We start from the raw sequence: 24,401 nt of genomic DNA on the forward strand, positions 1-24,401 counted from the left end.
CTGCCCCTCCATCACCCAAATCAATCTTGCTATCCAGCCTCTATTTGCGCACTTAGACTCGGCCCTATTCCCACATAGGTGATCCGCCATGTCCGAGACGCTGCTCAGTTCCCGCAATCTGGCTTTCGAGCTGTACGAAGTCCTTGATGCCGAGAGCCTGACCAGGCGCGAGCGGTTTGCCGAGCACAATCGGGAAACGTTCGATGCGGCGATCAGCACCGCTCGAAACATCGCCGAAAAGTACTTCGCCCCCCATAACCGCAAGAACGACGAAAACGAGCCGCGCTACGAAAATGGCGCAGCCATCCTGATTCCCGAGGTCAAACCGGCCGTCGATGCATTTCTGGAAGCCGGCTTCCTCAACGCCGCGCGCAGCTTCGAAGCCGGTGGCATGCAGTTGCCCACCCTGCTCTCCCAGGCATGCTTTGCGCATTTCCAATCGGCCAACGCCGCATCCACGTCCTACCCGTTCCTGACCATGGGCGCCGCCAACCTGATCGAAAGCTTCGGCACCCAAGAGCAGAAACAACGCTTCCTGCAGCCGATGATCGATGGCCGCTTCTTCGGCACCATGGCCCTGACCGAACCCCACGCGGGCTCGTCACTGTCGGATATTCGTACCCGCGCAGAACCGGCGGCCGACGGCACTTATCGTCTGAAGGGCAACAAGATCTTTATCTCCGGCGGCGATCACCCGCTGTCGGAAAACATTGTGCACATGGTGCTGGCCAAGCTGCCGGACGCGCCCGCCGGGGTGAAGGGCATTTCGCTGTTCATCGTGCCCAAGTTCCTGGTCAACGACGATGGCAGCCTTGGCGAACGCAACGACGTGCTACTCGCCGGGCTGTTTCACAAGATGGGCTGGCGCGGCACCACTTCCACGGCGCTTAACTTCGGCGATAACGGTAACTGTGTCGGCTATCTGGTGGGCAAACCGCACCAGGGCTTGAGCTGCATGTTCCAGATGATGAACGAAGCGCGAATCGGCGTGGGCATGGGCGCGGTGATGCTCGGTTACGCCGGCTACCTGTATTCCCTGGAATACGCCCGTGAACGCCCGCAAGGTCGCCTGCCGGACAGCAAGGACCCGACAACGGCGCCGGTCTCGATCATTCAGCACGCGGATATAAAACGCATGCTGCTGACGCAAAAAGCCTACGTCGAAGGCGCCTTCGACCTTGGCTTGTACGCCGCACGCCTGTTCGACGACACCACCACCCTGGAGACTGAAACCGAGCGTAAACAGGCCCACGAACTGTTGGACCTGCTCACCCCCATCGTCAAATCCTGGCCCTCGGAGTTCTGCCTCAAGGCCAACGAACTGGCGATCCAGATCCTCGGCGGCCACGGCTACACCCGCGAATACCCGGTGGAGCAGTACTACCGCGACAACCGCCTGAACCCGATCCATGAAGGCACCCACGGCATCCAGTCCCTCGACTTGCTGGGACGCAAGCTGGCGCAGAACGGCGGCGCGGGCTTGAAACAACTGATCCGGCTGATCGCCGAAACCGGCGCCCGGGCGCAGGAATATCCATCACTCAATGCCCTGAGAGAACCCCTGGAGCAACTGGTCAACCGCTTGCAAAGCGTCACCATTGGCCTGCTCACGGATCTGGCCCACGGCAAGGTCAACAGCAGCCTGGCGAATTCGGCGCTGTACCTGAAGGTATTTGGGCACACGGTGATTGGCTGGCGCTGGCTGGAACAGGCGATTCGCGCCGAAGAGGGGTTGGCCAAGGGCAATGCGGCGGATGTCGCCTTCTATAAAGGCAAGTTCCAGGCCGCCCGGTATTTCCTGACCTGGGAAGTACCGGGCTGCCATCATGAACTGGCGATTCTGGAGGCGCGGGATGATACGTGCCTCGCGATGCAGGACGCGTGGTTCTAAGGCTGTCCGATTACCTTGGAAATCACCTCGACCGTGGCGCTGACTTGCTCTTGGTAACGGTCGAGTTCCTCCTGGTGCGCCTGCTGCATTTCGATCTGTTCGGCGCACAGGTTCAACGCCGCCAGCACCAGTAACTTGTCCCCGATCAGGGTCGGGTACTTTTTCTTGGTGGTGGCCAGGGAGGCCTTGAGCATGGTCACGGCGTGCATCAGGGTTTTGTCTTCCCCGGCTGGCGCCTTGATCGAGTAATCCTCACCGAGAATCGAAACGACCTTTATCCCTTCATTCATGCGCCGACCGGACCTGCGCTCACACGCTCAACCAACGCTTGGATACGGGCGGCGGTGGCGCCTTGTTTTTCTTCCTGTTCCATCAGGCTCAGTTGCAGGCTGTCGTTCTCATCCTTGGCGCGAGCCAGTTCGGCCTTGAGGGATTCGTTGCTGCCCAACAGATCCTGGTTCTGCTGTACCAGGTCGCTGACCAGTTGTTCCAATTGGCTGAGGGATGCTTCTAACATTTTGATTTCTCGGGCTTTTTCAAAGGGCGGTGACGATAAAGAAAATTCACCTCGGATGCCAGGGTTATCCCCGGCGCGCAGCCCGATTATTCAGGGCCGGGCCGCGCTTTCGAGCCTTAGTGACTGCAATTCCCCCATCTGGTTCCTGAACCTCGTCGGATGCGACAAAAACGCACAGCCCCCTTTAGACTTTAGTCGTACGACCGATAGAGAGGCACACCCCGTATCACGCCCGCACGGATCGCGCTTCTCCCCCAGGATTCCAGCATGTCCCTTCGTAATATGAATATCGCGCCGCGCGCCTTTCTTGGCTTCGCGTTTATCGGCGCACTCATGTTGTTTCTCGGCGTGTTCGCCCTGAACCAGATGAGCAAGATCCGTGGCGCCGCCGAAGACATCACCCTGTCCAGCGTGCCGAGCATTCGCGCACTGGATGAGTTCACCCAGCTGACCCTGCGCCTGCGCGTCCTGTCCTACCGTTTGCTGACCAACCGCGAGCCGGACGTGCAGCAGAAGACCCTGGAAACCTTCGAACTGCGCGACCAGCAGATCCGCGCCGCCCAGGGCATTTACGAAAAACTCATCGACAGCCGCGAAGAGCGCGCCGCCTATGACGAGTACGTCACCTTGCTGGGCCAGTACCGTCAGATCGAAACGCGCATGAAGAGCCTGTCCCAGGCCAATCAGGTGGAAGCCCTGCGCACCCTGATCAACACTGAGCTGCTGAGCAACTCCGAGCAGGTCAACGCCGTGCTGGCGCGCCTGCTGGACATCAACAACAAGATGGCCCTGGTCACCAATCAGCAAGCCAAGGATCAATACGACCTGGCTTTCGACCTGGTGGTAGGCCTGCTGGTACTGGCCACCGCGCTGACTGTGCTGTTCGCCTGGCTGCTGACCCGCAGCATCACCGTGCCTATCGCCCAGGCTCTGGAAGCAGCCGAAGAAGTCGCCGAAGGCAACCTGACGCGCCCGATCAAGGTCGACGGCAATGACGAAGCCGGCCGCCTGCTGGCCGCCATGGCCAAGATGCAGGACAAACTGCGCGACACCCTGCAACGCATCGCCGGGTCCGCCACCCAACTCGCCTCGGCCGCCGAAGAGCTGAACGCCGTCACCGACGAAAGCGCCCGTGGCCTGACCCAGCAAAACAACGAGATCGAACAAGCCGCCACCGCCGTCAATGAAATGACCAGCGCCGTCGAAGAAGTCGCGCGCAATGCCGTGAGCACCTCCGAAGCCTCGCGCAACGCCACCACCTCGGCTGGTGACGGGCGTGATCTGGTGCAGGAAACCGTCAGCGCCATCGAACGCATGAGCGGTGATGTGCAAGCCACCGCCACATTGATTGGCGACCTGGCCAATGAGTCGCGGGACATCGGCAAGGTACTGGACGTGATTCGCGGCCTCGCCGACCAGACCAACCTGCTGGCCCTCAACGCCGCCATCGAAGCCGCCCGCGCCGGTGAAGCCGGACGTGGTTTTGCGGTGGTCGCCGATGAAGTGCGCGCACTGGCCCATCGTACCCAGCAATCCACCAGCGAGATCGAGCGGATGATCGGCAGCATCCAGGCCGGCACCGAACACGCGGTGGATTCGATGCGCAACAGCACCGAGCGTGCGGAATCGACGCTGAACATCGCCAAAGGTGCAGGGATGTCGCTGGATACCATCAACACTGCGATTGTCGAGATCAACGAGCGCAACCTGGTGATCGCCAGCGCCGCGGAAGAACAGGCGCAGGTGGCGCGGGAAGTGGACCGCAACCTGGTGAACATCCGCGATCTATCGGTGCAATCGGCGACGGGCGCCAACCAGACCAGTGCGGCGAGCAGTGAGTTGTCGCGATTGGCGGTGGATTTGAATGGGATGGTCGGCCGTTTCCGCCTCTAACTGACACACCTCGGCCAAAAATGTGGGAGCGGGCTTGCTCGCGAAAGCGGTGTATCAGTCGCCAGATGTATCGACTGGCACACCGCTTTCGCGAGCAAGCCCGCTCCCACATTGGATCTTCGCCAACCTGCAAAAGCTTTTTGACAGCGCAGCAATTCAACAGGTTAGAATCGCTGGCACGCAGACTGCATGGTCAGTTTGCGCCCCGTCTTGTTTGCCCATGGAGTACTGCCTTTGAATGCGACGACCATCAACAGCCTGTTCTTGATCGGCGCGTTGCTGGTGAGTGCGAGCATTCTGGTGAGTTCTCTTTCGTCCCGCCTGGGGATTCCGATCCTGGTGATCATCCTGGCCGTGGGCATGGTTGCCGGTGTCGATGGCGGCGGCATCATCTTTGACAATTACCCGACCGCCTACCTGGTGGGCAACCTCGCACTGGCCGTGATCCTGCTCGACGGCGGCTTGCGCACCCGGGTGGCGAGTTTCCGCGTGGCACTCTGGCCGGCATTGTCGCTGGCCACGGTGGGGGTGTTGATTACCACCGGCCTCACCGGCATGGCCGCGGCCTGGCTGTTCGACCTCAATATCATCCAGGGCTTGTTGATTGGCGCGATTGTCGGCTCGACCGACGCCGCCGCCGTGTTCTCGCTGCTGGGCGGCAAGGGCCTCAACGAACGGGTGACCGCCAGCCTGGAGATCGAGTCCGGCAGCAACGACCCGATGGCGGTGTTTCTCACCGTCACCCTGATCGACATGCTCGCCAGCGGCCAGACCGGCCTGCACTGGAGCCTGCTGACCCACCTGGTACGCGAATTCGGCATCGGCGGCGTCGTCGGCCTCGGGGGCGGCTGGCTGATGCTGCAAATGGTCAACCGCATCAACCTGGCCACCGGCCTGTACCCGATCCTGGTAATCGCCGGCGGCCTGTTCGTCTTCGCCGTGACCAACGCCCTGCACGGCAGCGGCTTTCTCGCCGTGTACCTGTGCGGCCTGGTGATCGGCAACCGGCCGGTGCGCAGCCGTCATGGCATTTTGCATATGCTCGACGGCATGGCCTGGCTCGCACAGATCGGCATGTTCCTGGTGCTGGGCCTGCTGGTCACGCCCCATGACCTGCTGCCGATTGCCCTGCCGGCCCTGGGCCTGGCGCTGTGGATGATCCTGTTTGCGCGGCCGCTGTCGGTGATCGTCGGCCTGCTGCCGTTCAAGGCGTTCCACGGCCGCGAAAAAGCCTTTATCGCCTGGGTAGGCCTGCGCGGCGCGGTGCCGATCATTCTCGCAGTGTTCCCGCTGATGGCCGGCCTGCCTCACGCGCAGCTGTACTTCAACCTGGCGTTCTTTATCGTGCTGGTCTCGCTGCTGGTGCAGGGCACGAGCCTGCCGTGGGTGGCCAAGCTGCTCAAGGTCACCGTACCACCGGACCCGGCGCCGATTTCCCGCGCGGCTCTGGAAGTGCACGTCACCAGCGAGTGGGAGCTGTTCGTCTACCGCCTGGGTGCCGAGAAATGGTGCATCGGCGCCGCCCTGCGCGAGCTGAAAATGCCCGAGGGCACGCGGATCGCCGCGCTGTTCCGTGGCCAGCAACTGCTCCACCCGTCGGGTAGTACGGTGCTGGAAGTCGGCGACTTGCTCTGCGTGATCGGCCACGAACACAACCTGCCGGCCCTGGGCAAACTGTTCAGCCAGGCGCCGCAACGCGGCCTCGACCTGCGCTTCTTCGGCGACTTCGTCCTCGAAGGCGACGCCCAGCTGGGCGCGGTTTCCGCCCTGTACGGCCTGAAACTGGAAGGCATCGACCCGGACATGCCGCTGAGCAGCTTCATCACCCAGAAAGTCGGCGGCGCGCCCATCGTCGGCGACCAGGTGGAATGGAACAACACCATCTGGACCGTCGCGGTCATGGACGGGAACAAGATCGGCAAAGTGGGCGTCAGATTCCCCGAAGGAAGTCGCCCGGGCCCCGGACTCTTCCTCTAAACTGCGGGGCGACAACACCCCCGATTCTTCACCTTGCTCGACCGGTCTCTATGCCAATCCTGCGCTCGTTTCTCGCCACTGCCCTGCTGGGCCTGACCCTTTGTGTCGGCACCGTTCACGCGGCCGACCCGCCCAGCGCCGACGCCATCCAGCAAACCCTGGACAAGCTGCCCGACCGCAAGCTGCCCGACGCCGACATGAAGGCCTTGCAGACCATCCTGCAACAGACCCTGACGTACCTGGGCAACAAGCAGGATTACGAGCAGCGCCTGGTGGACCTCAAGCGCCAGCTGGGCGATGCGCCGCGCCAGACCGCCGAAAACCAGCGTGAACTGACCCGGCTCAAGGCCACCAAGGTCATCCCGGTGGCCCAGCGCTACGCCAGCCTGCCGGTGCCGCAGCTCGAACAATTGCTGGTGCAGCGCACCACCCAGCAAGGCGACCTGCAAAAAGAGCTGGCCGACGCCAACAGCCTGAGCATCGCCGCCCAGACCCGCCCCGAGCGCGCCCAGACCGAAATCAGCAACAGCCAGACGCGCATCCTGCAGATCAACTCGACCCTCAAGGCTGGCAAAGACAACGGCAAGACCCTCAGCGCCGACCAGCGCAACCAGCTCAACGCCGAACTTGCCGCGCTCAACGCGCTGATCCCGCTGCGCCGCCAGGAACTGGCCGGCAACAGCCAACTGCAAGACCTGGGCAACAGCCAACATGACCTGGTGATGGAAAAGACCGCGCGCCTGGAACAAGAGATCCAGGACCTGCAAACCCTGATCAACCAGAAACGCCTGGCACAGTCGCAACAGACCGTCACCCAGCAATCCATCGAAGCGCAGAAAGCCGGGGGCAGCAGCCTGCTGGCCACCGAAAGCGCGGCCAACCTGAAGCTGTCCGACTACCTGCTTAAAAGCACCGACCGCCTCAACGACCTGACCCAGAAGAACCTGCAGACCAAGCAGCAACTGGACACCGTGACCCAGAGCGATGCCGCCCTGGACGAGCAGATCAACGTGCTCAAAGGCAGCCTGCTGCTGTCCAAGATCCTCTACAAACAGAAGCAGGCCCTGCCGCGCCTCACCGTGGACCGCGACTTGGCGGACGACATCGCCAACATTCGCCTGTACCAGTTCGAGGTCAACCAACAGCGTGAGCTGATCAGTTCCCCGAGCGCGTATGTGGATAACCTGCTGGCGAACCAGTCGCCGGAAGACGTCACCCCGCAACTGCGCCGCACCCTGCTGGAACTGGCGATCACCCGCAGCGACCTGCTGGAGCGCCTGAGCCGTGAGCTGAGTGCGCTGCTGAATGAATCGATCACCCTGCAACTCAACCAGAAACAACTGCTGAGCACCGCCACCACCTTGCGCGCGACGCTGGATGAGCAGATGTTCTGGATCCCCAGCAACAAGCCGCTGGACACCGAGTGGCTGGAAACCGTACCGGCGAACCTGAGCAAGCAAATCACCACCCTGCCCTGGGCTTCCAGCGTCAGCGAGTTGTATGACGGCCTGACCCAGCGGCCGCTGCTGTTCCTGCCGTTGCTGCTGTTGATCGGCGCGCTGCTGTGGCGGCGTAAAAACCTGTATCAGCGCCTGAACAAAGTCCATCAGGACATCGGCCACTTCAAGCGCGACAGCCAGTGGCATACGCCCCAGGCGATCCTGATCAATATCCTGCTGGCGATGCCGGTATCCCTGGGCCTGGCGCTGTGCGGCTATGCCTTGCAGATCGACGCCCGTGGGCAAAACGCCAACCTGGGCGCTGCGCTGTTGCAGATCGCCCAGGCGTGGATGGTGTTCTACACCGCCTATCGCATCCTGGCGCCCGGCGGCGTGGCGGAGCTGCACTTCCGCTGGGAGAAACCCCAGGTCGAGTTCCTGCAAGGCTGGGTGCGCAAACTCGGCCTGGTGGTACTGGCCCTGGTGGCCGTGGTGGCCATCGCCGAGCACCAACCGGCGGCGCTGGCCGACGATGTACTGGGCATCGGCGTGGTGTTGCTGTGCTACGCCTTGATGGCCTGGCTGCTGGGCCGCCTGTTGCTGCATAGCCCCGCGCACGAAAAGGCCTCGCTGTTCCGCAAAGCCGTGGGCGTGCTGTTTACCGCGCTGCCCATCGCACTGTTTATCGCCGTGTGCTTCGGCTACTACTACACCGCGCTCAAGCTCAGCGACCGCTTGATCAACACCCTGTACCTGCTGATGTTCTGGCTGGTGATCGAAGCCACTTTCGTCCGCGGCCTGGGCGTTGCCGCACGGCGCCTGGCCTATGCCCGCGCCCTGGCCAAACGCCAGGCGGCCAAGGAAGCCGGCGACGGCGAAGCGGTGATCGAAGAACCGACCCTGGACATCGAGCAGGTCAACGAACAGTCGATGCGCCTGATCCGCCTGGCCCTGCTCGGCGGCTTCATCGCGGCGCTGTACTGGGTGTGGAAGGACCTGATCACGGTGTTCTCCTACCTGGACAACGTGACCCTCTACGAATACACCAGCGGCACAGGTGCCAATATCAGCATGGTGCCCATCAGTATCGGCGACTTGCTGGGGGCGTCGATCATTGTCGGCATTACCTTTGCCCTGGCACGCAACCTGCCGGGCTTGCTGGAAGTGTTGGTGCTGTCCAAGCTGGACCTGGCCCAGGGCAGCGCGTACGCGACGACCACATTGCTCTCCTACGTGATTGCCGGCGTCGGCTTTGTATCTACGCTGTCCACCCTCGGCGTGAGCTGGGACAAGTTGCAATGGCTGGTGGCGGCGCTGTCGGTGGGGCTGGGCTTCGGCATGCAGGAGATCTTCGCCAACTTTATCTCTGGCATCATGATCCTGTTCGAACGCCCGGTACGGATCGGCGACACCATCACCATCGGCAACCTGTCGGGCACGGTGAGCAAGATCCGCATTCGCGCCACCACGATCACCGACTTTGACCGCAAGGACATCATCGTCCCGAACAAGACCTTCATCACCGGGCAGTTGATCAACTGGTCGCTGACCGACACCATCACCCGTGTGACCCTGAAACTGGGCGTGGACTACGGCTCGGATCTGGATCTGGTGAAGGAATTGCTGCTCAAGGCCGCCCGGGAAAACCCACGGGTGCTGAAGGAACCGGAACCTCATGTCTACTTCCTCAACTTCGGCGAAAGCACCCTCGACCACGAACTGCGCATGCACGTGCGCGACCTCGGTGACCGTAACCCGGTGATCGACGAGGTGAACCGCTTTATCAACCGCGAGTTCAAGAACCACCACATCAACATCTCGTTCCGCCAGATGGAGGTCTACCTCAAGAACCTCCACGGCCAGGAATACAAACTGGTGGAAGTCGACAGCCCGGCCAAGCCCGCCAACGACGGCGGCGTCATCGAACCGCCGCCGAGCAAACTCGACTAACCGCGCTATCCCCAGCAGAATGCTCGGACATTCTGCTGGAGATGGCCGGTGAAAGCCCTCGACGAACTGACCTTCGACAATCGCTTCGCACGCTTGGGCGACGCGTTCTCAACCCACGTTTTGCCCGAACCCCTCGATGCCCCCCGACTGGTGGTCGCAAGCCCTGCCGCCATGGCGCTACTCGACCTCGACCCGGCCGTGGCCGAAACACCGGTGTTCGCCGAACTGTTCGGCGGGCACAAGCTGTGGGCAGAAGCGGAGCCGCGGGCGATGGTCTATTCCGGGCATCAGTTCGGCGGCTATACCCCGCAACTCGGTGATGGGCGGGGCTTGCTGCTGGGCGAGGTGTACAACGCCGCCGGCGAGCACTGGGACCTGCACCTCAAGGGCGCCGGGCAGACGCCCTACTCGCGCATGGGCGATGGGCGTGCGGTACTGCGCTCTTCGATTCGTGAATTCCTCGCCTCTGAAGCGCTGCATGCGCTGGGCATCCCGAGCAGTCGTGCACTGTGCGTGATCGGCTCCGACACCCCGGTGTGGCGCGAGAAACAGGAACGTGGCGCGATGGTCTTGCGCATGGCGCCCAGCCACATCCGCTTTGGGCATTTCGAATACTTTTACTACACCAAAAAGCCCGAGCAGCAGGCGCTTTTGGCCGAGCACGTACTGAATCTTCACTACCCTGAATGCCGCGAACAGCCTGAGCCGTATCTGGCGATGTTCCGTGAAATCGTCGAGCGCAACGCCGAGCTGATTGCCAAATGGCAGGCCTATGGCTTCTGCCACGGGGTGATGAACACCGACAACATGTCGATCCTGGGCATCACCTTCGACTTTGGGCCGTTTGCCTTCCTGGATGATTTTGACGCGCACTTCATCTGCAACCATTCGGATCATGAAGGGCGTTACTCCTTCAGCAACCAGGTGCCGATCGGCCAGTGGAACCTGAGCGCATTGGCGCAGGCGTTGACGCCGTTTATCAGTGTGGATGCGTTGAAAGAAGCGCTTGGCCTGTACCTGCCGCTGTATCAGGCGAACTACCTGGACTTGATGCGCCGCCGGCTGGGCCTCACCACCGCTGAAGATGACGACCAGAAACTGGTGGAGCGCCTGCTGAAGCTGATGCAGAACAGCGGCGTGGATTACACCCTGTTCTTCCGCCGCCTTGGCGATGAGTCGGCGGCGCTGGCCGTGGCGAAGCTGCGTGATGATTTTGTCGACAGGGCCGGGTTTGATGCCTGGGCCGACCTGTACAAGGCCCGCGTTGAACGGGACGGGGATTACAGCCAGGAACAGCGCCGCGAACGGATGCACGCGGTGAACCCGCTGTACCTCCTGCGCAACTACCTGGCGCAGAACGCCATCACCGCTGCCGAGTCCGGAGACTACAGTGAAGTGCAGCGGCTGCATGAGGTGCTGAGCAAGCCGTTTGAGGAACAGCCGGGGATGGAGCAATACGCGCAGCGGCCGCCGGATTGGGGTAAACATTTGGAGATTAGTTGTTCGTCGTAACCTTTCAATTACTGTAGGAGCCCTCATGTCCAACCCTCTCGTCATCCCCTGCCCTCACTGCAACGGCCTCAACCGCATCCCCGGCGAACGCCTGGGCGACGCGCCCAAGTGCGGGCGCTGCAAGCAGCCAGTCTTACTGAGCAAGCCTTTCGAGCTGAAGCAAGGCGACTACGCCAGCCAGATCAAAGGAGACTTGCCGCTGCTGGTGGACGTGTGGGCCGACTGGTGTGGGCCCTGCAAATCCTTTGCGCCGGTGTTTGAGCAGGCGGCGGGGCAACTGGAGGGTAAGTGCCGGTTGGCCAAACTGGACAGTGAGGCCAATCAGCAGCTGTCGGCGCAGTTGGGGATTCGTTCGATTCCTAGCTTGATCCTGTTCAAGAACGGCCGCGAAGTGGCGCGCCAGAGCGGGGCGTTCCCGTTGCCGCAGTTGATGGCCTGGCTGCGCAGCCAGGGCGTGTAACTCGGTCGAAATGTGGGAGCTGGCTTGCCTGCGATGACAGTGTTGAATTCACTACAGCTATCGCAGGCAAGCCAGCTCCCACATTGATCGCATTGCAGGTTCAGGCCAGTGGGGCTTCGCGGTCCATCATCTGGCCGACCAGCAGCACGCCCAGTTCGCTCAATTGGTGGATCGCCAAGGCCACGTCGCGGTGTTCGCCGGTGAGGTCGTTGGACAGGTTGAGCAGCAGGGTGCGCACGGAAGAGAAGGTTTCGTAGCTGTTGAGCACGAGGGTTTCGGTGGGGAGGTTGGGGGTGACGCAATAAACATTAGCCATGGATCGTCTCCTAAATGGAGCTGCAACCGACCGCTACTAAACAGAGGGTGGCAGCTGTACGCAGGTTAGTAGACCGGGAGACGCAACCGGCGCGCTCGAAAGCGCCCTCCGTACAGCCACCATAAAATGGAGAATTGCTGTACGCCTCAACACGGGCTACTAAACCCGATCACTGAACATTCAGCGACCGGCGAACCTTAAGAGACACCCCTCCAGACGCACAAGCCGGCGGATTCTGGCGTACGCGTAGGCAACGATACAAGGCTCATGCCCTATTGCCAGACCTGTCCTACAGCCTCTGTGGGACAAATCCAAATCCCTCTGCCGGAATGCAAAACAAATGTGGGAGCGGGCTTGCTCGCGAATGCGGTGGGCCAGTCAAAATACCTGTGACTGATACACCGCATTCGCGAGCAAGCCCGCTCCCACAGGGATTTTCAGTGATCTGTCAGATCAGGCGTTTTCCAGCAAGTTATGCAACTCCACAAACTGCTGGGTCAGCTTGTGCCGTGGGTCCAGGTGGATCAGCGGTTTGCTCTCCTGGTGCGATTCGCGCATACGTACCGAACTGGCCAGGTACACCGGCAGCACCGGCAGGCCCTCGGCAATCAACTCGTCGAGCATCTGCTGCGGCAGGCTCGCCCGGGCCTGGAACTGGTTGACCACGATGCCTTCCACTTCAAGGCCTTCGTTGTGGTCTTCCTTCAATTCTTCGATTTCCGCCAGCAGGCCGTACAGGGCCTGGCGCGAGAAACTGTCGCAATCGAAGGGGATCAGTACGCGATCAGCGGCAATCAGCGCTGAAACCGCATAAAAATTCAGGGCTGGCGGTGTGTCCAGGTAAATCCGGTCGTAGTCTTCGCTCAGCTCGTCCAACAACTTTCGCAGCTTGTTGATCTTGTGCTTGGCCTCAAGCTTGGGCTGCAAGTCCGCCAGCTCGGCGGTGGCGGTGATCACGTGGAGGTTATCGAAGGGGGTTTCGTAGATGTCCACCTGGTTTTTCTTGGAAAACGGCCCGGAAGACAGGGTCTGCTTGAAGAAATCCGCGATCCCCATGGGGATGTCGTTGCCGGTCAGCCCGGTGAGGTACTGGGTTGAATTGGCTTGTGCATCGAGGTCCACCAACAGGGTTCGATAGCCTTCGCTGGCGCTGACTGCCGCCAGGTTGCAGGCGATGCTGGACTTGCCCACACCGCCTTTCTGATTGAACACCACACGCCGCATGGAAAAACCTCCGTGTATCAATGAATGTCCGAGTGTAGAGGGCAAAAGCGCCTGTTAGCTACCTCGTTCATCCATGCATTGCTGCATCACGGGCGATTGGCGCGCGGACTGTCATCCATCGCCGACAAATGAAACAGAACGAACCGACAATCCAACCGGACCTGCGGTGACGGACAATCTGTAAATCTTTCCAACACATTTGTAATCAGCCTTGAACAATTCATTACCAAAGTTTGCTAGAACCCCACGGCACCGGGATAATGCGCGCCATTCGGCCATTGCTCCCTGTCCCGGTATTCGGGGCCAACGGCCGCACATGGAAGCCCGCAGGGGCGGGATAACCTCTCAGTGATCAATTTCAATATCGCCCAATGGCGTGCCTGGGCCCCAGGTCTCGACAGCGCGCAGGACTGGCACACCTGGTGCCAGGCCCCGGTGTTGCTGCCAGCCAGCGAAGCCTCCCCCGACGTGTCGTTCCTGCCGGCCATGCAGCGCCGTCGCCTCAGCCGCCTTGCGCGCATGGCGTTCAGCGTCGGTTGGCCATTGGCCGAAGGCCTGCAGGATCTGCCGCTGGTGTTCATCTCCCGGCATGGCGAAACCCCGCGCACCCTCGACATCCTCAGCGACCTGGCCAACGACCAGCCCCTGTCGCCGACCCAGTTCAGCCTGTCGGTGCATAACGCGGTGATTGGCCTGTGGTCGATCCTGCGCAATGAAACCAGCGAAATGACCGCCCTCGCCGCCGCCGGCGATGGCCTGGAGCACGGCGTGCTCGAAGCCGCCGCGCTGCTCAACGAAGGCGCCCCGGCGGTGTTGCTGGTGATCACCGAAGAACAGCCGCCCGCCGCCTACGCCAGCTGGATCAAAGACGTGCCATTCCCCTACGCCCTCGGTCTGTTGCTGACACCGGGCGACGAGTGGCAGCTGGAACTGCACACCGGCACTGTCCAACCCACTCAAACCCAGTGGCCCCACGCCCTGAACCTGCTGCGCACCCTGCTCACCGAGCAGGGCGCCTGCCAACATGCCTGGAAGAACCGCGTATGGAACTGGCAACGCAAGTAATGACCGACAAGCCACGGCAGGCCTACTACTGGCGCCTGTTCGCGACCGCCATCAGCTTCCTGACCTTTGGCATCGGCGGCCTGTGCCTGCGTTTGCTGGTATTCCCGCTGCTCAGTTGCCTGCCGGGCGATGCCAAGCAGCATCAACGGCGCGCCCGCCACACCATCAGTTGCCTGTTCTGGTTTTTCATTCGCCTGATGTACCGCCTGGGCATCCTCACCTACAGCGTCGAAGGTGCGGAAAAACTCGGCCGCCCAGGCCAGATGATCGTCGCCAACCACCCGTCGCTGATCGATGTGGTGTTTCTGATCGGCCTGATGCGCCAGACCAACTGCGTGGTCAAGCAGAGCCTGTTCCAGAACCCGTTCATGCGTGGCCCGGTGCGCGACGCGGGCTACATCAGCAACGACGGCAGCGCCGACATGCTCGACGCCGCCGCCGACGCCCTGCGCGACGGCCAGACCCTGATCATTTTCCCCGAAGGCACCCGCACCACACCCGGTGCCGCGCCCGCCTTTCATCGCGGCGGCGCCGCCATTGCCCTGCGCGGTGCGACAATCGTCACCCCGGTGGTGATCAAGGTCAGCCCCACGACCCTGACCAAGGCCGAACCCTGGTATCGCATCCCAAAACGCCGCTTTCACTTCAGTTTGCGCGTGGGTGCCGATATAGAACCACAGGCGTTCGCCACACTGGGGCCCGCGCCCCAGGCTTCACGCAAGCTCAACGATTACCTGCACGACTATTTTATTAAGGAGCTCGCCGAAGATGAGCAACCGAGACACACGCCTTGAGCAAGAAATAAAAGCGCTGATCATCGAGGCCCTGGGCCTTGAAGACATCAGCGTCGACGACATCGGTAGCGACCAAACCCTGTTCGGCGAAGGCCTGGGCCTGGACTCGGTAGACGCCCTGGAGTTGGGCCTGGCGATCCAGAAAAAGTACGGCATCAAGATCGATGCCGACGCCAAGGACACCCGCAATCACTTCACCGACGTGGCCAGCCTTGCGGCGTTCGTCACGGCCCGACAGGCAGCTTGAGACCGTACCATGCAAACTCGTGACGATATTTTCAACACCTTGCGCGATGCCCTGGTGGAACTGTTTGAACTGGAGCCGGAACGCGTCACCCTTGACGCCAACCTGTACCAGGACCTGGAAATCGACAGCATCGACGCGGTGGACTTGATCGACCATATCAAGCGCCAGACCGGCAAGAAAATCGCTGCCGAAGAGTTCAAGGCGGTGCGCACCGTGAACGACGTGGTTGAGGCGGTGTACCGTCTGGTCCAGCCCGCCGCATGAGCCGACTGATCGGCCTTGGCCTGTTGTTGGCGGGGCTGCTGTACCCCTTTGCGGTGTATTACGGCACCGAGCACTTTGCACCGTGGCAATTCGGCCTGCTGTTGGGCAGCCTGTGGCTGTTGCGCGCAATGACCGGCGCGCGGCGTCCCGGCAGCCGCTGGATGGCCTTGGCGGTGATCGTGTTCTGCCTGCTGTTGGCCTGGTTCGACAACCCGCACTTGCTGCGCTGGTATCCGAGCCTGGTCAGCGCATTCATGCTGGCGCTGTTCGGCCTGAGCCTGAAATACGGCCCGCCGATGGTCGAGCGCCTGGCGCGCATGACCGATCCGCAACTGCCACCCCACGCGATTGTGTATACGCGCCAGGTCACCGTGGTCTGGAGCGCGTTTTTTCTATGTAATGGCCTGCTCGCCGCCGCCCTCACCCTATGGGCGCCGCTGAGCTGGTGGACGTTGTACAACGGCCTGATCGCCTACGGGTTGATGGGGCTGTTGTTTGCCGTGGAATGGCTGGTACGACAAAGGGTTCGAGGCCGCGTATGAATGGGTTGAAACTTGAGCAGTTGCTGCTTGAGCCGCTGGAACAGCGTCCGGTCACGACCGAACCTGCAATGAATCACGCCCAGCTGTGGGAGCAGTCCCTGAGCCTGGCCGCGGGCCTGCAAGCGCGTGGTATCCAGCACGTTGCCGTGCACCTGGAAGACGCCGGCCTGCTGGCGATCGCCCTGCTGGGTGCCTGGCGAGCCGGTGTCGGCGTACTGCTGCCCGCCGACTTGCAACCGCAAACCCGCCAACGCTGGGACGCAGCCGTCGACGCCTGGTTAACCGAAGTCGCGGACCTCGACGCCCTGTATCAGGCGCCGTTGAGCGCTGCGGCGCTGGATCTGGATACCTGCCAACTGAGCCTGTGCACCTCCGGTTCCAGCGGCGAACCCAAGCGCATCGACAAGACCCTGCGCCAACTGGCCAACGAAGTCGACGCCCTGGAAACCCTGTGGGGCGCAGACCTGAAAGACGCCTGCATCATCGGCAGCGTCGCCACCCAGCATATCTACGGGTTGCTGTTCCGCGTGCTGTGGCCCCTGTGTGCCGGGCGTACCTTTGTGCGCAAGCAACTGGCCTTTCCCGAGGACTTGCAGCGCGCCAGCCGCGAACACCCACAATTCGCCTGGGTTGCCAGCCCGGCGCTGCTCAAGCGCATGGGCGACAACCTCGACTGGCCGGCGCTGAGCCAGGTAGCGCGGGTGTTTTCCTCCGGCGGTGCCTTGCCCATCGAGGCCGCTGGCGAGTTGTACGACCGCTTGCAGCAATGGCCGACGGAAATCCTCGGCAGCTCGGAGACCGGCGGCATCGCCTGGCGCCAGGGCGCACAGCCCTGGCAGCCGTTCGCCGACGTGGCGCTGAGCCAGAACGCCGACGGTGCCCTGCGCATCGCCTCGCCCTATTTGCCCGCCGGGCATGTCGAACAGACCGCCGACGCCGCGCGCATCCATGCCGATGGCCGCTTCGAACTGCTCGGGCGCCTGGACCGCATCGTCAAGCTGGAAGAAAAACGCATCTCCCTGCCCATGCTCGAACAGGCGCTGATGGCCCACCCGTGGGTCGCCGAAACCCGCCTGGGCGTGGTCCAGGAAAACCGCGCCTCCCTCGGCGCGCTGGTGGTGCTGAGCGCCGAAGGCCTGCATGCCCTGCGCAATCAAGGCCGTCGCGCGCTCACCCAAGCCCTGCGCCAGCACCTGAGCCAACACTGCGAAGCCTTGGCGCTGCCGCGTCGCTGGCGTGTGCTGCGCCAGTTACCCCTCAACAGCCAAGGCAAACTGCCCCAGGCCCACGTCGAGGCGTTGCTGCTGGCCCCACGGCCAAAAGCCCCACAAGTGCTGGAACAAATCGAAGCCGACGGCGAATGGACCTTGCAACTGAGCATCCCGCCGGACCTGGCCTACTTCAGCGGCCACTTCCCGGTCACGCCGGTATTGCCGGGCGTGGTGCAGATCGAATGGGCGTTCAACCTCGGCCAGCAACTGCTCGACCTGCCCGCGACCTTTGCCGGGATGGAAGTGCTCAAGTTCCAGCAACTCGTACGGCCGGGCGACCACATCCAACTGCACCTGCGCTTTGATCAGGAGCGCAGCAAGCTGTACTTCGCCTACCGCAATGGCGAGGCGGCCTGCTCCAGTGGGCGGATTTTGCTGGAGAAACCAAGTGAATAAGCTTCTGTGGGCAAACCATGCATAACCCCTGCGCCCTGATCCCGGTCTACAACCACGAAGCCGCCGTGCCCGCCGTGGTCCAGAGCCTGCTGAACAGCGGCCTGCCCTGCCTGCTGGTGGACGACGGCAGCAGCCCGGCCTGTGCGGCGGTGCTGGCACAACTGGCAAGCCTGGACAACGTCACCTTGCTGACCTTGCCGAACAACCAGGGCAAGGGCGGCGCGGTCATGGCCGGTTTCCGTGAAGCCGCACGCCTGGGCTTCAGCCACGCCCTGCAAGTGGACGCCGACGGCCAGCACGACCTGCGTGAAGTCGAGACCTTCCTCGACGCCTCGCGCACCCACCCCGACGCCGTCATCTGCGGCTACCCCGAATACGACGAGAGCGTGCCCAAGGGACGGCTGTACGCGCGCTACCTGACCCACGTGTGGGTGTGGATCAACACCCTGTCGCTGCAGATCCGCGACTCGATGTGCGGCTTTCGCGTGTACCCGCTGGCCCCCACGCTGGCACTGATGGACTCGGCCTACATCGGCACGCGCATGGATTTCGACTCCGACATCCTGGTGCGCCTGGCCTGGCGCAACCAGCCGATGCGCTGGCTGCCGACCCAAGTGCATTACCCGGCTGATGGCCTGTCGCACTTCCGCCTGCTGCGCGACAACGTACGCATCTCGGCGATGCACACCCGCTTGTTCTTCGGCATGCTGGTGCGTGCGCCGATGATCCTGTGGCGACGGTGGCAGGCATGAGCGACAGCGCCAAGCACTGGGCCGACCGCGAGGAGCGCGGCAGCTTCCTGCTGATGAAACTCACCGCGTTCGCCGCCAAGGTTCTTGGCCGCCGCGTGCTGAGCCCGCTGCTGTACGCCATCGTCCTGTACTTCTACTTGTTCGGCCGCACTGCGCGCCAGAGCGCCTGGCAATACCAGCAGCGCCTGGCCGACTGGAGCGGGCGTGACGAGCTGCGCCCGACCCAGCGTAAAGTCTTCGGCCAGTTCATGGCCTTCGCCGACTCCCTGCTCGACAAGCTCGACGTATGGAACGGCAAGCTGCGCCTGGAGCAGATCGAGATCAACGATCCGGCCAAGTTACGCGGGCAACTGCGCGGCGAGCGCGGGCAAATGCTGGTGGGCGCACACCTGGGCAACCTCGAAGTGTGCCGCGCCCTCGCCGAAATCGGCGAGCAAGTGACCATGAACGTGCTGGTGCACACCAAGCACGCCGAACAATTCAACCGCCTGCTCGGGGAAGCCGGGGCGACCCACTTGCGCCTGATCCAGGTCAGCGAGCTGGACCCGGCCACCATGCTGCTGCTCAGCCAGCGCCTGGATGACGGCGAGTGGCTGGCCATCGCCGGCGACCGCGTGCCCCTGCATGGCGGGCGCACGGTACGCGTGGACTTCCTCGGCCACGATGCCGCCTTCCCCCAAGGCCCGTGGCTGCTGGCCGGCTTGCTCAAATGCCCGGTGAACCTGCTGATGTGCCTCAAGCACCAAAGCCGCTATCGCCTGACCATCGAGCCGTTCACGCCGTTGATCGAATGGAAACGTAATACCCGCGAGCAGGTCATAGCCCTATGGACCGCGCGTTACGCCGCACGCCTGGGTCAGTTCTGCCTGGAAGCGCCCCAACAATGGTTCAACTTTTACCCTTTCTGGAAGACCGATGACGACGCATCTTGAGCCGGTAACCTTTGGCGAACGCGCCTTGCGCATCGAAGACGTGCTGGCCCTGGCCAACCGTCAGGCGCCCACCCAATTGCAGGGCGATGCCGCTTATCGCCAGCGCATCGCCAAGGGCGCGCAGTTCCTCGACTCGCTGCTGGACAAGGAAGGCGTGATCTACGGCGTGACCACCGGCTACGGCGACTCGTGCGTGGTGGCCGTGCCGTTGCAGCACGTCGAAGCGTTGCCCCGCCACCTGTACACCTTCCACGGTTGCGGCCTGGGCAAGCTACTCGACGCCCAAGCCACCCGCGCCGTGCTGGCCGCGCGTTTGCAGTCGCTGTGCCACGGCGTGTCCGGGGTACGCGTGGAACTGCTGGAGCGCCTGCATGCGTTCCTCGAACACGACGTGCTGCCGCTGATCCCGGAAGAAGGTTCGGTGGGCGCCAGCGGTGATCTGACGCCGCTGTCCTACGTGGCCGCGACCTTGTCCGGTGAACGTGAAGTGATGTTCCGTGGCGAACGCCGCCAGGCCGCCGACGTGCACCGTGAGCTGGGCTGGGACCCGCTGGTGTTGCGCCCCAAGGAAGCCCTGGCGCTGATGAACGGCACCGCCGTGATGACCGGCCTCGCCTGCCTGGCCTTCGCCCGCGCCGACTACCTGCTGCAACTGGCCACGCGCATCACCGCGCTGAACGTGGTGGCGCTGCAAGGCAACCCGGAACACTTCGACGAACGCCTGTTCGCCGCCAAGCCCCACCCGGGGCAGATGCAAGTCGCCGCCTGGCTGCGCAAGGACCTGGCGATCGACGCGCCGACAGCACCGCTGCATCGCTTGCAGGACCGCTACTCGCTGCGCTGCGCCCCCCACGTGTTGGGCGTGCTGGCCGACAGCCTGAACTGGCTGCGTTCGTTCATCGAAATCGAACTGAACAGTGCCAACGACAACCCGATCATCGACGCCGAAGAGGAGCGCGTGCTGCACGGCGGCCACTTCTACGGCGGCCACATTGCCTTCGCCATGGACAGCCTCAAGACCCTGGTGGCCAACGTCGCCGACCTGCTCGACCGCCAGCTCGCACTGCTGGTGGACGTGCGTTACAACCACGGCCTGCCGAGCAACCTGTCCGGCGCCCCCAAGGACCGCGCGATGATCAACCACGGCTTCAAGGCCGTGCAGATCGGCACCAGCGCCTGGACCGCCGAAGCGTTGAAAAACACCATGCCGGCCAGCGTGTTCTCGCGCTCCACCGAATGCCATAACCAAGACAAAGTGAGCATGGGCACCATCGCCGCCCGCGATGCGATCCGCGTGCTGGAGCTGACCGAACAGGTCGCCGCCGCCACCTTGCTCGCCGCCAACCAGGGCGTATGGCTACGCGCCCAGGCCGAAGACGCCCGGCCGTTGCCGCCAGCCCTGGCCGCGATGCACGAACAACTGGCCCAAGACTTCCCGCCGGTGATCGAAGACCGCGCCCTCGAAGGCGAACTGCGCCTGTGCCTGCAGCGCATTGCCGCACAACACTGGAGGCTGCATGCGTAGCCCCGGCGTGCTGCACTGCGACACCGAAATCCTCGTGCCGTTTTTCGACGTCGACACCATGAACGTCGTCTGGCACGGGCATTACGTGAAGTACCTGGAAGTGGCGCGCTGCGCGCTGCTCGACAAGCTCGGCCACAACTACACGCAGATGCTGGAATCGGGCTATGCGTGGCCGGTGATCGACATGCAGTTGCGCTACGTGCGTGGCGCCGTGTTTGGCCAGACCATCAACGTGCGTGCCAGCCTGGTGGAGTGGGAAAACCGTTTGAAGGTCAATTACCTGATCACCGACCTGGCCAGCGGCGAGCGCCTGACCCGCGCGAGCACTGTGCAAGTGGCGGTGGAAATCGCCAGCCGTGAGATGCAGCTGGCCTCGCCAAAAGTCTTCACAGACGCCGTAGAGAGAGCCCTGAAATGAGGTCCCCTGTGGGAGCGGGCTTGCTCGCGAAGGTCGTCAACGATATTGCAACCCGCCTGGCACTACGCGGCGTCATCAGGTCCTTCGCGAGCAAGTCGAATCGTCGCACCGCCGCTCCCACATGGATCGCGCTGATCTTGCTGTTCAGTATTCCAAGTCTGGCCCGTGCCTTCGACTTGCAGCAACTCAGCGACCAACTCGCCAAACCCTCGGTGATCCACGGCAACTTCACCCAGGAAAAACACCTGCGCGCCCTGCCCCAGCCGCTGGTCAGCAAAGGCACCTTCGTGCTCGCCAAGGACCACGGCCTGCTATGGCTGCTCAAAACCCCGCTGCAACAGGACTACCGCATCAGCGCCCAGGGCATTGCCCGCCGCGACGCCAACGGTTGGCAGCCGCTGCCGAACAAGAGCGCCGGTGCCGAGCAGAATCGCCTGTTCCTCGCCGTGCTTCAGGGCGACAGCAGCGGCTTGCAACGCGACTTCGAACTGCAACTGCAAGGCGAAGCCAACGACTGGAAACTGACGCTGATCCCACGCTCGCTGCTGTTAAAACAAGTCTTCACCCAGATCAATATCGACGGTGGCGAGCTGGTGCAAAACATCGAACTGCTGGAAACCCAGGGCGACAGCACCCTACTGCGCATGCAAGACAGCACCGCAGCCCTGCCCCTGAGCGACGCGGAGCGACATGACTTTGCCCAGTGAGCGCCTGCTGCCGCGCCTGTTCCTGATCCTGCTGGTGGCCGTGCTGGCCCTGGCCGGCTGGCAGTGGCGCCATGGCGCGCCGTTGTCGGCCAACCTGATGGAACTGGTGCCGGGCAACACGCCGGACGCGCTCGAACAAAAAGCCGAACAGCGCATGCAAGAGCCGCTGAACCGCGAAATGCTGGTGCTGGTCGGGCATGCCGACCGCCAGCAAGCGGTGGCCGTGGCGCAACAGTTGGGCGAGCGCTGGCAGGCCAGCGGGCTGTTTGAAAAGGTCCAGTGGAACCTGCAAGCGGACCTGCCGGCGCTGCGCGAGCAACTGCTGCGCGGGCGCCTGGCGATGCTCTCGGCCAAGGACCGCGAACAACTGATCGAACAGCCCGACGCGTTTATCCAGCAACGTGTGCAAGCGCTGTTCGACCCCTTCACCGGCTTCAGCCTGGTGCCGAGCCAAGATGACTGGCTGGGCCTGACCGGGCGCATCCAGAACAGCCAACCGCAGCACGGCGCGGTGCAGTTGGACATTGGCAGCGGCGCGTTGATCGCCGATGCCGACGGCAAGAGCTGGGTGCTGCTGCGTGCGCGCACCACCGGCAATGCCTTCGACATGAAATTGCCGCTGCAAGTGGCGGACCTGCTCCAAACCAGCCGTGCACAGGCCGGCGAGCAAGGCGCCCAGCTACTCGCCGCCAGCGGCCTGCTCTATGCGGCCAACGGTCAGCAGCAAGCCACGCGGGAGATCACCTGGGTCGGCGGTGGCGCCACCGTGGGCATCCTGCTGTTGCTGTTGCTCGCGTTTCGCCGCTGGCGCGTGCTGCTGGCGTTTGTGCCGGTGCTGGTGGGCATGCTGTTTGGCGCGGTGGCCTGTGTGGCGCTGTTCGGCCACATGCATGTGATGACCCTGGTGCTGGGCTCCAGCCTGATTGGCGTGGCGGTGGATTACCCGTTGCACTACCTGTCAAAAAGCTGGAGCCTGAAACCCTGGCGCAGTTGGCCGGCCTTGCGCCTGACGCTACCGGGGCTGAGCCTGAGCCTGGCCACCAGTTGCATCGGCTACCTGGCCCTGGCCTGGACACCGTTCCCGGCGCTGACCCAGATCGCGGTGTTCTCCGCTGCCGGCCTGATCGGCGCTTACCTGTCCGCCGTGTGCCTGTTGCCGGCGCTGCTCAAGGGTGTGGAACTGCGCCCGGCGCAGTGGCCGCTGCGCATCGCCGAATGCCTGTGGCTGGTACGTGCCTCGTTGCTCAAGCGCGTACCCAGCCCGGCATTGCTGGCGCTGCTGTTGCTGTTTTGCGCCGGTGGACTGTGGCAGCTCGACAGCAAAAACGATATTCGCCAGTGGATCGGTGCGCCGCCGCAATTGCTCCAAGAGGCCCAGGCTGTGGCGCGGATCACCGGGTTCCAGCCCACCAGCCAGTTCTTCCTGGTGCGCGCCGAGAACCAGCAGCAGTTGCTGGAGCGTGAAAGTGCCTTGGGCCAACGCCTGGATCAACTGGTGAACATGGACAAGCTCCAGGGCTACCTGGCGCTCAATCAACTGGTCAGCCTGCCCGCCGAGCAACAACGCCTGCGCGATGCGCTGAACAACCTGCCCCAACACTGGCAACCGCTGCTGGACCTCGGCGTCCCCGTCGCCGCCCTGCAGGCCGAAGTCGCACAACTGCAAGCGCTGCCCACCCAAGACATCGACGCCGCACTGGCCGGGCCGCTGGCCGAGCCTTGGCGCACGCTGTGGCTGGGCCCGGTAGACGGCGGCGTGGCGGCGATGGTCAGCCTGCAGGGCCTGAACAACCCGGCGTTGTTGCGCGTACAGGCGGTGGACTTACCGGGGGTGCAACTGGTGGATCGCCTCGGCGAATTGAACCGGGTATTTGCCGACACACAGATCAGCGCGGCCGAATTGAAATTGATGTCGTGCGTGCTGATCGTGTTGTTGCTGATCCTGCCGTTCGGCTTCGGCGGCGCCTTGCGCATCGTCGCGCTGCCGTTGCTCGCCGCGCTGTGCAGCCTGGCCAGCCTTGGTTGGCTGGGCCAGCCGCTGACCCTGTTCAGCCTGTTCGGCCTGCTACTGGTCACGGCGATCAGCGTCGATTACGCGATATTGATGCGCGAGCAGATCGGCGGCCCGGCGGTCAGCCTGTTGGGCACGCTGCTGGCGGCGTTGACAACCTGGTTGTCGTTCGGCCTGCTGGCCGTGTCCAGCACGCCGGCGGTGAGTAATTTCGGCCTATCGGTCAGCCTCGGCCTGGCATTCAGCTTTATGCTGGCGCCCTGGGCCGGGCAACAGAAGCACGCCTTATGAATGTGAT

At 63.0% G+C, this 24,401-nt stretch carries 21 protein-coding genes and 2 pseudogenes; 19 read left to right on the forward strand and 4 right to left on the reverse strand.

What is annotated here, in order from left to right; genetic code table 11:
- Nucleotides 1-88 precede the first annotated feature (88 nt).
- Nucleotides 89-1,891: an acyl-CoA dehydrogenase gene (locus OPU96_RS20760; protein ID WP_498559603.1), complete on the forward strand. Its 1,803-nt coding sequence runs from the start codon at nt 89-91 to the stop codon at nt 1,889-1,891.
- On the opposite strand, the gene OPU96_RS20765 is transcribed toward OPU96_RS20760, so the two are convergent.
- Both OPU96_RS20765 and OPU96_RS20770 read right to left on the reverse strand, forming a co-directional pair.
- Nucleotides 1,888-2,181, reverse strand: a complete 294-nt coding sequence (locus OPU96_RS20765; protein ID WP_226455562.1) for a cell division protein ZapA — start codon at nt 2,179-2,181, stop codon at nt 1,888-1,890. The genes OPU96_RS20760 and OPU96_RS20765 overlap by 4 nt on opposite strands.
- Entirely contained in the window at nt 2,178-2,408 is a 231-nt protein-coding gene (locus OPU96_RS20770; RefSeq protein WP_124525484.1) for a hypothetical protein, read from the reverse strand. Before OPU96_RS20770 ends, OPU96_RS20765 begins: the two co-directional genes overlap by 4 nt.
- 333 nt (nt 2,409-2,741) lie before the next feature.
- Between OPU96_RS20770 and OPU96_RS20775 the strand changes: the two are divergent.
- The 6 genes and pseudogenes from OPU96_RS20775 to trxC all read left to right on the forward strand — a co-directional run.
- A pseudogene (locus OPU96_RS20775) lies at nt 2,742-3,398 on the forward strand (MCP four helix bundle domain-containing protein); the annotation flags it as partial.
- A gap of 303 nt (nt 3,399-3,701) precedes the next feature.
- A pseudogene (locus OPU96_RS20780) lies at nt 3,702-4,301 on the forward strand (methyl-accepting chemotaxis protein); the annotation flags it as partial.
- Between the two features lie 234 nt (nt 4,302-4,535).
- Nucleotides 4,536-6,278: a potassium/proton antiporter gene (locus OPU96_RS20785; RefSeq protein ID WP_192298311.1), complete on the forward strand. Its 1,743-nt coding sequence runs from the start codon at nt 4,536-4,538 to the stop codon at nt 6,276-6,278.
- Nucleotides 6,279-6,328: 50 nt separating this feature from the next.
- Nucleotides 6,329-9,667, forward strand: coding sequence for a mechanosensitive channel MscK (gene mscK, locus OPU96_RS20790; protein WP_305391930.1), 3,339 nt, complete (start codon nt 6,329-6,331; stop codon nt 9,665-9,667).
- Nucleotides 9,668-9,715: 48 nt separating this feature from the next.
- Entirely contained in the window at nt 9,716-11,179 is a 1,464-nt protein-coding gene (selO, locus tag OPU96_RS20795; RefSeq protein ID WP_226455560.1) for a protein adenylyltransferase SelO, read from the forward strand.
- Between the two features lie 25 nt (nt 11,180-11,204).
- Nucleotides 11,205-11,639: a thioredoxin TrxC gene (gene trxC, locus OPU96_RS20800; protein WP_192298314.1), complete on the forward strand. Its 435-nt coding sequence runs from the start codon at nt 11,205-11,207 to the stop codon at nt 11,637-11,639.
- A gap of 100 nt (nt 11,640-11,739) precedes the next feature.
- Here the strand turns inward: trxC and OPU96_RS20805 are convergent, their stop codons facing one another.
- Together OPU96_RS20805 and OPU96_RS20810 are read right to left on the reverse strand one after the other, a co-directional pair.
- Nucleotides 11,740-11,955 (reverse strand): DUF6124 family protein, encoded by a 216-nt coding sequence (locus tag OPU96_RS20805; RefSeq protein WP_192298315.1) that lies wholly within the window; start codon nt 11,953-11,955, stop codon nt 11,740-11,742.
- A 453-nt stretch (nt 11,956-12,408) separates the two neighbouring features.
- Nucleotides 12,409-13,179, reverse strand: coding sequence for a ParA family protein (locus tag OPU96_RS20810; RefSeq protein ID WP_071482694.1), 771 nt, complete (start codon nt 13,177-13,179; stop codon nt 12,409-12,411).
- A 348-nt stretch (nt 13,180-13,527) separates the two neighbouring features.
- Here OPU96_RS20810 and OPU96_RS20815 point away from each other — a divergent pair, with 348 nt between their 5' ends.
- The 12 genes from OPU96_RS20815 to OPU96_RS20870 are packed head-to-tail and all read left to right on the forward strand — an operon-like array spanning nt 13,528 to nt 24,394.
- Nucleotides 13,528-14,244 (forward strand): beta-ketoacyl synthase chain length factor, encoded by a 717-nt coding sequence (locus OPU96_RS20815; RefSeq protein ID WP_192298316.1) that lies wholly within the window; start codon nt 13,528-13,530, stop codon nt 14,242-14,244.
- Nucleotides 14,223-15,038: a lysophospholipid acyltransferase family protein gene (locus OPU96_RS20820; RefSeq protein ID WP_226455557.1), complete on the forward strand. Its 816-nt coding sequence runs from the start codon at nt 14,223-14,225 to the stop codon at nt 15,036-15,038. The genes OPU96_RS20815 and OPU96_RS20820 overlap by 22 nt, the downstream gene beginning before the upstream one ends.
- A complete protein-coding gene (locus OPU96_RS20825; protein WP_192298318.1) occupies nt 15,013-15,285 on the forward strand; it encodes a phosphopantetheine-binding protein in 273 nt (90 codons plus the stop codon). Before OPU96_RS20820 ends, OPU96_RS20825 begins: the two co-directional genes overlap by 26 nt.
- A gap of 9 nt (nt 15,286-15,294) precedes the next feature.
- Nucleotides 15,295-15,549, forward strand: coding sequence for an acyl carrier protein (locus OPU96_RS20830; RefSeq protein WP_003209389.1), 255 nt, complete (start codon nt 15,295-15,297; stop codon nt 15,547-15,549).
- Nucleotides 15,546-16,091 carry a COG4648 family protein gene (locus OPU96_RS20835; RefSeq protein WP_226455556.1) on the forward strand — a complete coding sequence of 182 codons (546 nt, stop codon included), beginning with the start codon at nt 15,546-15,548 and terminating at the stop codon, nt 16,089-16,091. Before OPU96_RS20830 ends, OPU96_RS20835 begins: the two co-directional genes overlap by 4 nt.
- A complete protein-coding gene (locus tag OPU96_RS20840) occupies nt 16,088-17,758 on the forward strand; it encodes an ApeI family dehydratase (protein WP_498559604.1) in 1,671 nt (556 codons plus the stop codon). Before OPU96_RS20835 ends, OPU96_RS20840 begins: the two co-directional genes overlap by 4 nt.
- A 17-nt stretch (nt 17,759-17,775) precedes the next feature.
- Complete coding sequence (locus OPU96_RS20845; protein ID WP_226455554.1) at nt 17,776-18,510, forward strand: glycosyltransferase family 2 protein; 735 nt, start codon at nt 17,776-17,778, stop codon at nt 18,508-18,510.
- Complete coding sequence (locus OPU96_RS20850) at nt 18,507-19,442, forward strand: lysophospholipid acyltransferase family protein (protein WP_192298322.1); 936 nt, start codon at nt 18,507-18,509, stop codon at nt 19,440-19,442. Before OPU96_RS20845 ends, OPU96_RS20850 begins: the two co-directional genes overlap by 4 nt.
- Nucleotides 19,426-20,967 (forward strand): HAL/PAL/TAL family ammonia-lyase, encoded by a 1,542-nt coding sequence (locus OPU96_RS20855; RefSeq protein ID WP_226455553.1) that lies wholly within the window; start codon nt 19,426-19,428, stop codon nt 20,965-20,967. Before OPU96_RS20850 ends, OPU96_RS20855 begins: the two co-directional genes overlap by 17 nt.
- Nucleotides 20,960-21,385 carry an acyl-CoA thioesterase gene (locus tag OPU96_RS20860; protein ID WP_305391927.1) on the forward strand — a complete coding sequence of 142 codons (426 nt, stop codon included), beginning with the start codon at nt 20,960-20,962 and terminating at the stop codon, nt 21,383-21,385. Before OPU96_RS20855 ends, OPU96_RS20860 begins: the two co-directional genes overlap by 8 nt.
- Nucleotides 21,382-22,092, forward strand: coding sequence for an outer membrane lipoprotein carrier protein LolA (locus OPU96_RS20865; protein WP_498559605.1), 711 nt, complete (start codon nt 21,382-21,384; stop codon nt 22,090-22,092). The genes OPU96_RS20860 and OPU96_RS20865 overlap by 4 nt, the downstream gene beginning before the upstream one ends.
- A complete protein-coding gene (locus OPU96_RS20870; protein WP_498559606.1) occupies nt 22,076-24,394 on the forward strand; it encodes an MMPL family transporter in 2,319 nt (772 codons plus the stop codon). The genes OPU96_RS20865 and OPU96_RS20870 overlap by 17 nt, the downstream gene beginning before the upstream one ends.
- Nucleotides 24,395-24,401: the final 7 nt, after the last annotated feature.

This window comes from Pseudomonas sp. RP-B7, from assembly GCF_059803535.1.